The following is a 10,162-nucleotide window of genomic DNA, read 5'->3' on the forward strand; positions in this document are numbered from 1 at the left end:
CGGCACGCTGCCGAGCGGACCTCGTGCCAGCCGTTCTCCGGCGTCCCGGGCAGACACCCACACCTGGGGTTCATCGCTCAGCCCCGCTCTGTTCGAGGCGGCACACGTCGTACTCGGCGTTCTGCTGGAAGACGCCGCAGAACACGCACGGGCCGCCCGGGAACGGGAAGGTGTGCTTCCGAGCGTCGGCCTGGATCATCGTTTCCTTGGCCGCCTGCTCGACACCCACGGGCTCGTCGTTCATCGTCCTGCCTCCTCGTCAGCGCGTCGGGCGGCGTGGCACTCCGAGCACGTCACGTCATCCCAGGACGGTGTGCGCTTCGACGACGACCGGCCGCAGTACGCCCGCCCGAGCGTCGCGTTCAGCCCTCGCCCATCGGCGCACACACGGTCCTTCGCCGTGGTCGTCGCCGCCGGCGCGACATGGCCGCGGCGGTCCTGGTGGATCGGCCCGGCGCTCACAGTTCCACCACCCGGTACGCGTCCTCGAACGTCACCGTCAGCGGGAAGACGTGACCACACTCGGTGCAGCTCGGGAAGTGGCCCATCGCGACGCAGAGCACGAGGTTTCGCTCAATGATCGCCCGACCAACTTCAAGGTGGTAAAGGCACAGCGTCTCGTCCTTGCCGCAGCAGGTCTTCACGGACCGCAGGGTCGCCGGGTTCGTGCAGCCGTCGGCGAGGCACGGCACCGACTCGTCGTAGTGCTCACGGATCTGCTCGAACGCTTCCGGGTCGTGGATGCCAAACCGAGTCGCCTCGTCCTGCTCGGACGGCGACAACACCTCGGCTGCCGAGAGATGGGTGCCCGCTAGAGTGCGGGACATGCCGCCAGAGATCGTGATCGTCCAGCCGTTCGACTTCGTGGGATCGGTAGTCGTCCCCGGGGTCGCCATTCTCGTCAGCGCGGCTCTCGCGATTTGGATCGCCAGCGCCGAGCGCCGCTCTGCGGTGAGGTCGCGCATCCAAGCGGAGACGGCCGCGATGATCGAAGCTGTTACGCGGCTTGGGTTCGCTGCCACGGCACCTGTCAACGCAACAGAGTTTCGCGAAGCCTCTGTTTCGTTCGCCCAGCAGAGTCTGATCTTTGCTGCGCACTTGCCCAGTCGCGATCTCCCCGTCGCGAAGTGGGCGATCATCATGATGGGCCGTGCGCTGGCCACTCGCCAGCACGTGATCGCCGCCAAGGCCGCACTCTTCGTGCAGAACGGGCTGGATGAGTGGCTGCGCGGGAAGGCGCGCACGCGCGACTTCGTCCGAAACATGCCGGCCGATGTGCATGGAATGTGGACCGACTCGTTCGACGCGTCCAAGTGGATGGACACGCTCACCACCGGTCCTTCGGCATGACGTCGGTCTGATGATCGGCGCGGGAACAGCCGCATGCGTGCTCCTCGACGTCGTCGCGGTCGACGAGCGCGATGCCCGTGCACGCGGTGTGCTTCCCCTCCGAGCACTCACGACAGATCGGTGCGACGTCGAACCCGTGCGCCCTCACGATCGACCGAGCAAGGTCGACGTGCAGTGACGACTCCGACTCCTTCGCCGCGTCGACCAGCTCGGCCGCGAGCCGCACCGCCTCGTCCGGCGTCAGCTGCGTGAGTTTCTTCCGGGTACGCAGTACGACCTGGTACTCGTCGTCGACCTCGACCTCGGCGAGGGTCACGACGATCGATGCTTCGATGCTCACAGTCCCAGCCCCTCTCGGATCTCGGCGCGCAGCGCGTTACGACGGTCGACCCGAGCTCGCGCCTCCCCGGTCGTCGTGCGGGCGCCCTTGTCGTGCTCGAGCGCGGTCGTCCCGAGCTGCAGCGCCTGGATGCGGTTCGCGAGGCGCAGCTCGGCGACGAGCTCCGCGAGCAGATCGACGATCCGCGGCGTCTTCGGTTTGGTGGTGGTGGCCATGCTTCGTGTCCTCTCAGACGGTGGTGATCGTTGGTTCCCAGGGCCAGCTGGAGCCGCGCACGAGCGTCGGCCAGTCGCGGCGGTCGCGGTCGCCTCGCCAGCGCACGAGGCTGTACGTGGCGCGGTTCCACTGCCGCTCCTTGTTGCGCCGTAGGCCGAGGCCGAACTCCGGCCAGCCGAGCAGCGCCGACGACCCGCGCGGTCGCAGCTCGCGTTCGCCCGACGTCGACCGGGCGTGTCCGGCGTGTACCTCGATGAGCATCGCGACATCGCGCTCACGGATGGACTCGAGCGCGGCCAGCACCGGCGACACCTCGGTGTCCTTGTCCATCGGGTTGCCGCCGACCATGCGGTACAACGGGCCAAGCACGACGAGCTGCGGGTCGACGTCGTCCATCCACTTGTGGATGCGTCCGAGGTCGCGGGACTTCGTGATGTCCATGACGCCGACACAGTGGAGGCCGATGTTGCCGCGCGGGTCGCGTGCGCCTCGCTGGGTCGCCTGGTCGGCGAGCGTGCGGGTCGCGCGCCGCCACTGCCGTTCGCTGTTCTCCGCGTCGACGACGAGCACCCGGATCGGGTCCATCGGTCGGAAGTCGAACGGGTGGATGCCGGCGGCCGACAGCACCGCGAACTGCCGCAGCAGCGTCGACTTGCCGACGCCCTCCCCCGCGGACAGCATGAGCCGGTCCTGCCGTTCGAGAACGTTCGGGATGACCCAGTCGTACGCGTCATCAGATTCGGGCACGTCGAGCACGTCCCGCAGCCACCTGACCTTGTCGCCCTCGGTGGTGTCGACGTCGCGGATCCGGCGGAGGTCGTCGACGGCGGCTTCGAGCGCGGCCGCCGGGTTGCCGGTCGCCGTCTGCAGCCTCGCACCGACAGCGGCGATCAGGCGGCGGGTGGACGCGTCACGGACCATGCCTGCGTAGTACGCGCCCGACGTCGCCGTGGGGACGCTCGACACCCACTCGCTGAGGTCCTGTACCTCGATGCCCCGCACATCCCACGCGGCGAGCTGATCCCACACGGTGAGGAAGTCGACCGGCTGCCCGGCGCCAATCATCTGCAGCATGCCCGCGTAGATCGCGCCGAGCCGCATGTCGTGGAAGTCGCCCGGGCTCAGGCGCGTCTGAACATCGCGGGCGACGCGCTGGTCGGCGAGAATCGCGCCGATCACGTACCGCTCGGCCGTGGTCAGCGGGTCGACCTTCACGGCCGTGACGTACGGGTCCTCGGGCGGCACGTCGTCGAAGTCGCTCACGACGCCGCCTCCTCGAACACGAGCTCGGATGCGAGGCGCTGCGCGGCACGCTCGGCGTAGTCCGCGCGGACTTCGAAGGCGACACAGCGGCGGCCCGCCTGGCGCGCTGCGACGGCGACGGACGCCGAACCCGCGAACAGGTCGACGACCACGCCGCCCGGCGCGACGCTGTACTCGATCAGCGGCGTGACGACGGCGAGCGGCTTCTGCGTCGGGTGGATCGCTCGCCCGTGCTCCGAGCGGGCGAACTGCACCGAGCGCATCAGCCGTGGGCCGCCTACCTCGGTCACGTACGACGATGCGCCGCGCGCGCCCTGGTGCTCACCCTTTGTCGCACGACGCTTCACTGCGCGCGGTGTCGCGTCCGGCGTCGTGGGCACCTCGTGACGGATGTCGGCCCAGTCGCCGCGGTACCAGTGCGTCGCGAGCTCGTGCACACGGCGGAACCGGTCGTTGGCGAGCGACGAACCGTTGTGCTTCTCCCACACCCGGTCCTGCGCGAGCTTCCAATCGGCAGCGAACTCGGCCGCGTGGTCGTGAAACATGCGGAACGATCCCCAGCACCAGAGCGTGTCGGTGACTCGGGCGGCATCGGACAACCACCCGTCGGCCCAGCGGTCCCAGGCGAGGGAAGTCTCGCCATAGGGCGGGTCGGTGATCACGGCGTCCGCGCGCAGCTCGCCGAGCGCGTCCCGGTAGTCCGCGTGGTGGAGAGTGACCCACTCGTCCTGGTAGACGACCGTCATCACGCCACCTCCGGGCACATGCATGCGCCGGTCACCGAACGCTCCGTGAAGCACTCCGGGCACACGTCACGGGTGATGTCGAACTTCGCCGGCGGGCACACGACGTGCGTCCAGTCGCCGTCCGGCAGCGCGCCGATCTTCTGACCGGGCTGGATCATCCCGCCGCATGCGTCGCACTTCGTCGCGAACATCGCGGTCATCACGATCACGACGTCACCCCGATCGCTCGCGCCGAGGTCAGTCGTCGGTGGGCGGCGAGCGCGGGCTCGTCGACGTCCAGCTCGTTGCCGAACTCGTCCTCGCGTCCCTCGACGCCGGCGAGCAGGATCCGCTCGACGTTCGCGCGGACGTGGGCCGGCGTCAGGTACGCCGTCGACTCCCGCTGGTGCAGCTTGACCGCTTCCACCGCGGTCGCGTAGTCGAGGTCGGCGACGAGCTCATGCCACGCGAGCACCGTCGAGTCACCGATCTGCCGGTTGTCGATCACCTGCATGCGGATGAGCAGCTGGTTCGTCTCCTGAATGTTCATGCGGTCAGTTCTCCCTGCTGTGCTTCGGCGAGCGCCGCCAGGCGCCGGCCACGGTCGATCCCGTCGAGGACCCGGGCATCCGGTGCAGCGACACCACCGCCACGAGGCTGCGGAAGCTCGTCATCCCAACCAGCACGGTTGAGCCACGTCGCCGGGTACGGGATGAACAGCCTGTCCGGGATACCCGGGTTGTCGCGGTACGCGATCGCGGCCTCGACGATCCGCTCCCCCGCCACCTTCTTCGTCGCCTTCGTCCACGCGCGCAGGGCGTCCGGCTTCGCGACCTTCTTCGGCCACACCGCCCAGAAGTCCTCGAACGAGACGGCCGCGATGAGGGAAAGCTCTTGTGGCTGGTCTTCTGACAGATGGTCTTCTGAAGAGATGTTCTTCTTTGTGGCGGATTCACCGGACACGGGAAAACCGGACACGGTTTCACCGTGTACGGGAAACCCGGCCACGGTGGGCGGGTCGCACAGCTCGTACTCGATCTCGGCGAACTTCCCGCCCGCGCGGGTCTGACTGCGCTTCACGTAACCGTGCTCCAGCAGCTCTGTCAGCGCCGACTGGATCGCGTCGCGACCTTCCTTGCCAGCGTTCGCGAGCGACCGGATCGTGACGTGCCAGCCCACCCGGTGCGACATCACCTCGACCAGCAGTCCACGGGCACGCCGCGAGAGTCGCGCGTCACGCGCCCACTCGTTCGGCACTGCCGTGAAGTGCTCGTCGATCGCGAGCCGTCCGCGAGTGATTCCCATCAGCTCGCCATCCCTTCGTCTACCTCGACGGCGCGGCCGCTCTCCGTGAGCAGCCACCACGTCTTGTCCATCCGCCTCACCCGCACAGATGCGGGTGCGTACTCCTCCGTCGTCGTGTTGCCGGGGATAAGCAGCCCGACCGCCTTCGCGACCTCACGGTTCCGTTCGATGCGGCCGTGGCATCCCGTCGTGCCGGACCCGCAGAGGATCAGGCAGTTGGCGATCGACCCGATCCGCGGGTCGGACGTGCCGCCGGCGCCGCGCGGCTTCCGGTGGTGCGCCGACCAGCCGATGCCGCGGTCCTCCCACCGGAGCGGCGTGCGGCACACGAAGCACCGCTCCTTCTCGCGGTCGAAGAACGCCGTACGAACGGTCTGCGGGGTGAAGTCGCCGGCGCCCATCACAGGCTCCCGTTGCGGTACGTCAGCTCGACCTGCTTGCCGATCGACTGCACCCGGCCCGTGTAGTCCTTCAGCAGGTTCCCTGCACGCCGCGCGTACTCGAACGCGGTCACCGCGTCGTCGTACGCGTCCTTCTCCGCCGTCGTCGCGAGCACGACAGCCGCTGACTGCTGAGCGCCCACGAGGTCGGCGTTCGCTCGCCGTGCAGTCGCACGCGCCCGCTCAAGGCGGGTCGCGGCCTTCCGCTTGAACTCCTCCGCCTTCAGGATCACGTGCACCATGCGCGCCGCCTGCTCAGAGACGGCCTGCAGTTCGCTGATCACCCAGTCCGGCGTCCGGATCGCACCGTCGTCGAGCGGCGAGATCGCGACCCGGCGAGCGTCCTCGGCGTACCCGTGGATCGACTCCACGTCGACGACAGCGCCGTTCGGCCAGGTGAGCAGCTCGTCCTGCGTCTCGACCGTCGTCATCGCCACACGCTCACGAGCTCGCCCGGGTCCCGCTCGACGACGACGATCGTGCCGTTCCTCGACTCAGTCACCACGTACACCTGACCGTTCGCACCCGACACCACGTTCGTGACGTCGACCATCTCGCCGACCTGCTCCACCTCGTCGCCGATGCGCACGTCACGCGCACGGCACCGGGTCAGTGTCGGGGTCATGACTGCGACTCCTGGATCTCTCGCTGCACCTCGACCTCACACTGGTCACAGATCGCGCCCTCCTCGGCGGCGACATCGGGCTCGCCACAGCGCGCACACTGGAACAGCTCGGGCTCGATGACCGCCTCGGCCGGTTCGTCAATCGACGCGACGTCGCGCTGCGCCGAACGGGTGCCGGGCTGCAGCGTCGGCGCCGACTGGCGCGGCGTGCGCGGCGCCGTCGGCTCGCCGTTGTCCGCCTGAGCCATCTCCTCGGCCGAGTACAGGCCGGACAGCTCCATCGGGAACGCCTTTCGAAGCGCGAGCATCTCGGCGACCTTCGCGAGCATCACGTCAGGCATGCGCGCCCACATCGCCGACACGGTCTGCTTGCCGGTCTTGCGGCGGTTCGGGTACGTGCCCTCCCACTCGTCATCCATCACGACGTACGACGACCAGCGGGCGACTGCGTACAGCGGCTCCTCGAAGCCCCAGCGACGGACGCCTACGCGCGCCGCTGCGGGGTATCCGTCACCGAGCCACACGTCGGTCCAGGTCACACCGTCCGCCGTCCACTGGACCGGCGTCTGGCCTTGGTACTGGCCGGAGCGCTGCGCAACGAGGCGAGCCCCGTCGATGCTGATCTGGATGCCCCACGTCGACCCGCGCTTGATCGCGTAGATCTGCTTAGCGATCGGGTCGAGGCCGGTGCGGTGACAGTGCTGCAGGAACGCGATCACCGTCGGGCGAGGCGCCGGCTCCGGGGGCTGGTTGCCCTTGCGGATCACGAGGCCCGCAGCCTCGAGCATCGCCTTCTCGTCGTCGGTCCACTTCGTCGCGTCGGCCGTCTTAGGGAGCGTCGCGAGTTCGAGCGTGTCGGTCACAGCCACGCCTCCCCCGGCTTGAAGATCTCGCCGACGACGAGCGCGTCGAGCTCCGTCTCACCGCGCGGCCCGTCGAACAGTCGAGCCATCGCGACCGCGGTTCGGAACGACTCGAACACCGCGTCGCCGTGCTCCATCTCGACGACGTGGTACCGGTCGTCCTCCAGGTGGATGACGACGTGATCGGTGATCCCGAGAGTGGACATCTCGACCTCGGACTCGTCGTTGTCGATGTAGAAGTCGGCGCGGCTGTACGCCTCCAGCTGCAGTGCGTTGTCGCCGTACACGCCCTTCGCGGTCTTGATGTCGCCGAGGAACACCCGGCCCGGGAGAAGGGGCGACGTGAAGACGAGGTCGAACGTGCCGCCGTACGGCTCGTCGAGGTTGCAGATCGGGCGCTCGACGGCGAGCGGCACGACCTGCCACTCGTTGAGGAATCGCACGTACTGGTCGACCTTCGCGGCCACCTCGTCGGGGATCCCGTCGACCTTCTCGCCGTGCACGAGCCGCTGCCCGAAGTTGTGAACCGCGGTGCCCTTCACGGCCGCGGTGTTCCGCTTCCGCTCGTGCGCCTTAGCGACCGTCGCGATGAACTCCGAGTACGGTGCCGACGCGAGCTCGTCCTTCTTGTCCCACGCGAGCTGCGCTGCCTCGGATGCCGCCCAGTTGATGAGCGCCGGCTTCGGCATCCCGAGGCTGAGCGCCTTCGTGACGCTGATGATCTTCTGCCCGTCGAGCAGGTAGCCGTGGTTGCGGCCGTAGTTGCGGCGACGGAAGCGGCCCGCCGAGATACCGGCGAGCTGGGTCTGCGTGCGCGTGCCCATCAGTCGTCGCCCTCCCCGCGGGTGTCGTCGTCGACGTCGCCCAGGTCGAGCGCGTCCTGCGACGTGCGCGCCTTGTACGCCGCGTCACGCAGCTTCAGCGCCGCGGTGACGTCCTTCGCGCCACGCAGCGGCTCGAGGTGCACGATCTTCACGACCGGGTACTGCTCCCCCGCCAGCTCCTTCGACACGACCTCGTCGACCGCGTACACCGCGATCGCGACGATGGGCTCACCCTGCGGGGCACCCGCGATCAGCTCGTCCTCAATCCCGTAGAACCCGTTGCGTTGCTCCGCGGGAACACCCCGCGCGAAGCTCGTCGGCTTCGTTTCCATCTCTCTCATCCATTCCCAGCGGCCTACGCGGCCGCTGTCTCCTGCGGCCACGCGACCCTCGCGTGCGCCTTGATCTGGTGGGCCGTGTATTCGACCGGGAACCCCAGCCGGTACGCGCCCGCCGCGGCGAGCGCGACGGCGTCTGCCACGTTGTCGTCGGGCACGTGCACGTCGGGGAACTGCGCCCGCACCGCCTCGCGCACCTTCGCCTTGTCCGCATTGCCGTCGTCGGACCCGAAGAGTGCACGCTGCTTCGGCGTGAGCACGACGACGGGACCACGGGCGAGCAGCTGGTCCACAAGGAACCACCGCACAGCGGCGCGCTCGTCGCTCATGCCGCCCTTCGAGCCGCGCGACGGGCCCTCGATGACGGCCAGGTCGACCCGCGCCGGCACGAGCGCGAGGGTCTCGCGCAGCACAATGCGAATGCGGCGCCGCGTGGCCGGCACGACCTCGGCCGCCGGGAAGTCCTTCGGGAGCGCCTGCGAGCGGGCGCGCCACGTCGACCAGTTCGGGCCGGGGAAGTCGGTTCCCTCGTGCCACGTCAGCATCGCGACACCCGTGCACGTCAGTGACGGGTCGATGCCGAGTACGACGGTCATGCGAGTACCGCCACACCGAAAGCGAGCGCGCCGAGCGCGATCAGGCCAGTCAGCGTCGCCGCGGCGGCCGCGATGACCTCGTGCCGGTCGTCGACGAACACAAGACGGATCGGGCCGCCGACCGCGCGGTGCGCAGGCACCGGGCGCGGACGGTCGAGATGCGCGGCCGACCGGATCCGCATCCGGCGCTTCACGACTCCTCCACCATGAAGAAGTCGAGCCCGAGCTCACGGGCGTCGAGGTAGTCCTTCGCGATCCCGCGCAGCCAGTCCAGGCCCCACGGCTTCCGTGCGACGCTCTCCCACGCGTAGATCAGCTCAGGCCACTCGGCACGCAGCTTCGCGAGGTTGTCCTCGTCAGCGGCCGACGCGAGCATCAGTAGGCGTGAGGTGAAGTGGCCGGGCTCCTGCCCGAGGTTCGTGTCGCCGAAATGCCAGAGCACCGCGCGTGCGACATCGAGGCTGACGACAGGTCGGTCGGTTGCCTTCGAGGTGATGGTCATCGTGCTGCTCCGATCGTGAGTCCGATCAGCGCGGGGATGCCGAGCTCGAGGCCTGCGAAGATCGCGGCCGCGACGAGCCACGTCGCCACGCTGTCGAGGAAGCGGTGGGGTGCGTCCGGGGCGCTCGTACCGGGAGCGCTGGGGGACGCTGCGAGCGCCCCGGACGGTGCGGCGACGGCGTCGGGGAACCGTGCCGCTGCGACGACGCTGGGGAACGACGTCGGGTTCTGGGTGGCGGTCATGCGGCACGCTCCGTCGGCTCGACGGCTGCGGCGGCGAGCGCCTTCTCTGTCTCGACCCGTACAGCGATGTCGACGAGGACCTCGGCGGCGGCCATCAGCGCTTCCTCGCGCGTGACCTGCACCCGCGGCGAGATCGTCATGACGCCACGGCCACGTGCTCGGACGCGGCATTCTCCGAGACAACGACCTCTCCAAGGCCGAGTCCGAAGGTCTGCGCGATCTGGATCACTGTGCGCAGGTTCGGTTCCCCACCCATGCGGAGCCGATCGAGCGTCGCGCGGCTGATCCCGATGGTGCGCGCGAACGCGTCGTCCGTGCGGATGCCGGCGTTGTCCTTGAGCCGCTCGAGCAGGTTCGGGCGAATCCGAATCGTCGGCTGGCTCGCTGCCGCATCAAGTGAATGACTCATGAGTCGATCGTCTGATACACGATTCACTCTGTCAAGCGCATAAAACATTTGCCTTGCAGATGAATCGCCAATGCCTCATGCTTGAGGCATGAACCTCGCCATGAAGTGGATTGACGAAGTCCGA

Annotated in this window: 22 protein-coding genes; 1 reads left to right on the forward strand and 21 read right to left on the reverse strand. The window is 68.7% G+C overall.

Going from position 1 to position 10,162, the window contains the following annotated elements:
• Nucleotides 1-70: 70 nt before the first annotated feature.
• On the reverse strand, nucleotides 71-244 hold the full coding sequence (locus JNB62_RS05485; RefSeq protein WP_220299851.1) for a hypothetical protein: 174 nt from the start codon (nucleotides 242-244) through the stop codon (nucleotides 71-73).
• A 214-nt stretch (nucleotides 245-458) separates the two neighbouring features.
• Nucleotides 459-827: a hypothetical protein gene (locus JNB62_RS05490; protein ID WP_220299852.1), complete on the reverse strand. Its 369-nt coding sequence runs from the start codon at nucleotides 825-827 to the stop codon at nucleotides 459-461.
• Here JNB62_RS05490 and JNB62_RS05495 point away from each other — a divergent pair.
• Nucleotides 826-1,350 (forward strand): hypothetical protein, encoded by a 525-nt coding sequence (locus JNB62_RS05495; RefSeq protein ID WP_220299853.1) that lies wholly within the window; start codon nucleotides 826-828, stop codon nucleotides 1,348-1,350. The genes JNB62_RS05490 and JNB62_RS05495 overlap by 2 nt on opposite strands.
• Here the strand turns inward: JNB62_RS05495 and JNB62_RS05500 are convergent.
• Genes JNB62_RS05500 through JNB62_RS05590 form a run of 19 tightly spaced genes read right to left on the reverse strand, consistent with a single transcriptional unit; the run spans nucleotide 1,328 to nucleotide 10,038 of the window.
• Nucleotides 1,328-1,690 (reverse strand): hypothetical protein, encoded by a 363-nt coding sequence (locus JNB62_RS05500; protein ID WP_220299854.1) that lies wholly within the window; start codon nucleotides 1,688-1,690, stop codon nucleotides 1,328-1,330. The two genes, JNB62_RS05495 and JNB62_RS05500, sit on opposite strands and share 23 nt — an antisense overlap.
• Entirely contained in the window at nucleotides 1,687-1,905 is a 219-nt protein-coding gene (locus JNB62_RS05505) for a hypothetical protein (protein WP_220299855.1), read from the reverse strand. The genes JNB62_RS05500 and JNB62_RS05505 overlap by 4 nt, the downstream gene beginning before the upstream one ends.
• 13 nt (nucleotides 1,906-1,918) lie before the next feature.
• On the reverse strand, nucleotides 1,919-3,169 hold the full coding sequence (locus JNB62_RS05510; protein ID WP_220299856.1) for an AAA family ATPase: 1,251 nt from the start codon (nucleotides 3,167-3,169) through the stop codon (nucleotides 1,919-1,921).
• Nucleotides 3,166-3,915, reverse strand: coding sequence for a site-specific DNA-methyltransferase (locus JNB62_RS05515; protein ID WP_220299857.1), 750 nt, complete (start codon nucleotides 3,913-3,915; stop codon nucleotides 3,166-3,168). The genes JNB62_RS05510 and JNB62_RS05515 overlap by 4 nt, the downstream gene beginning before the upstream one ends.
• Nucleotides 3,915-4,124, reverse strand: a complete 210-nt coding sequence (locus tag JNB62_RS05520; protein ID WP_220299858.1) for a hypothetical protein — start codon at nucleotides 4,122-4,124, stop codon at nucleotides 3,915-3,917. Before JNB62_RS05520 ends, JNB62_RS05515 begins: the two co-directional genes overlap by 1 nt.
• A complete protein-coding gene (locus JNB62_RS05525) occupies nucleotides 4,121-4,444 on the reverse strand; it encodes a hypothetical protein (protein ID WP_220299859.1) in 324 nt (107 codons plus the stop codon). The genes JNB62_RS05520 and JNB62_RS05525 overlap by 4 nt, the downstream gene beginning before the upstream one ends.
• Entirely contained in the window at nucleotides 4,441-5,199 is a 759-nt protein-coding gene (locus JNB62_RS05530; protein ID WP_220299860.1) for a helix-turn-helix domain-containing protein, read from the reverse strand. The genes JNB62_RS05525 and JNB62_RS05530 overlap by 4 nt, the downstream gene beginning before the upstream one ends.
• A complete protein-coding gene (locus JNB62_RS05535; RefSeq protein ID WP_220299861.1) occupies nucleotides 5,199-5,600 on the reverse strand; it encodes a hypothetical protein in 402 nt (133 codons plus the stop codon). Before JNB62_RS05535 ends, JNB62_RS05530 begins: the two co-directional genes overlap by 1 nt.
• On the reverse strand, nucleotides 5,600-6,070 hold the full coding sequence (locus JNB62_RS05540) for a hypothetical protein (protein WP_220299862.1): 471 nt from the start codon (nucleotides 6,068-6,070) through the stop codon (nucleotides 5,600-5,602). Before JNB62_RS05540 ends, JNB62_RS05535 begins: the two co-directional genes overlap by 1 nt.
• Entirely contained in the window at nucleotides 6,067-6,264 is a 198-nt protein-coding gene (locus JNB62_RS05545; protein ID WP_220299863.1) for a hypothetical protein, read from the reverse strand. Before JNB62_RS05545 ends, JNB62_RS05540 begins: the two co-directional genes overlap by 4 nt.
• On the reverse strand, nucleotides 6,261-7,127 hold the full coding sequence (gene bet, locus JNB62_RS05550; RefSeq protein WP_220299864.1) for a phage recombination protein Bet: 867 nt from the start codon (nucleotides 7,125-7,127) through the stop codon (nucleotides 6,261-6,263). Before bet ends, JNB62_RS05545 begins: the two co-directional genes overlap by 4 nt.
• On the reverse strand, nucleotides 7,124-7,951 hold the full coding sequence (locus tag JNB62_RS05555) for a hypothetical protein (protein ID WP_220299865.1): 828 nt from the start codon (nucleotides 7,949-7,951) through the stop codon (nucleotides 7,124-7,126). Before JNB62_RS05555 ends, bet begins: the two co-directional genes overlap by 4 nt.
• Nucleotides 7,951-8,283 (reverse strand): hypothetical protein, encoded by a 333-nt coding sequence (locus JNB62_RS05560; RefSeq protein ID WP_220299866.1) that lies wholly within the window; start codon nucleotides 8,281-8,283, stop codon nucleotides 7,951-7,953. The genes JNB62_RS05555 and JNB62_RS05560 overlap by 1 nt, the downstream gene beginning before the upstream one ends.
• Nucleotides 8,284-8,306: 23 nt before the next feature.
• The gene (locus tag JNB62_RS05565) at nucleotides 8,307-8,885 is read right to left on the reverse strand and encodes a hypothetical protein (protein ID WP_220299867.1); all 579 of its coding nucleotides are present in this window, start codon (nucleotides 8,883-8,885) and stop codon (nucleotides 8,307-8,309) included.
• A complete protein-coding gene (locus tag JNB62_RS05570; RefSeq protein WP_220299868.1) occupies nucleotides 8,882-9,079 on the reverse strand; it encodes a hypothetical protein in 198 nt (65 codons plus the stop codon). Before JNB62_RS05570 ends, JNB62_RS05565 begins: the two co-directional genes overlap by 4 nt.
• Nucleotides 9,076-9,387: a hypothetical protein gene (locus JNB62_RS05575; protein ID WP_220299869.1), complete on the reverse strand. Its 312-nt coding sequence runs from the start codon at nucleotides 9,385-9,387 to the stop codon at nucleotides 9,076-9,078. Before JNB62_RS05575 ends, JNB62_RS05570 begins: the two co-directional genes overlap by 4 nt.
• The gene (locus JNB62_RS05580) at nucleotides 9,384-9,629 is read right to left on the reverse strand and encodes a hypothetical protein (protein ID WP_220299870.1); all 246 of its coding nucleotides are present in this window, start codon (nucleotides 9,627-9,629) and stop codon (nucleotides 9,384-9,386) included. The genes JNB62_RS05575 and JNB62_RS05580 overlap by 4 nt, the downstream gene beginning before the upstream one ends.
• On the reverse strand, nucleotides 9,626-9,769 hold the full coding sequence (locus JNB62_RS05585) for a hypothetical protein (protein WP_220299871.1): 144 nt from the start codon (nucleotides 9,767-9,769) through the stop codon (nucleotides 9,626-9,628). The genes JNB62_RS05580 and JNB62_RS05585 overlap by 4 nt, the downstream gene beginning before the upstream one ends.
• Nucleotides 9,766-10,038: a helix-turn-helix domain-containing protein gene (locus JNB62_RS05590; RefSeq protein WP_220299872.1), complete on the reverse strand. Its 273-nt coding sequence runs from the start codon at nucleotides 10,036-10,038 to the stop codon at nucleotides 9,766-9,768. Before JNB62_RS05590 ends, JNB62_RS05585 begins: the two co-directional genes overlap by 4 nt.
• Nucleotides 10,039-10,162 lie beyond the last annotated feature (124 nt).

The organism is Microbacterium jejuense, from assembly GCF_019511665.1.
In the GTDB taxonomy this organism is placed as follows: domain Bacteria; phylum Actinomycetota; class Actinomycetes; order Actinomycetales; family Microbacteriaceae; genus Microbacterium; species Microbacterium jejuense_A.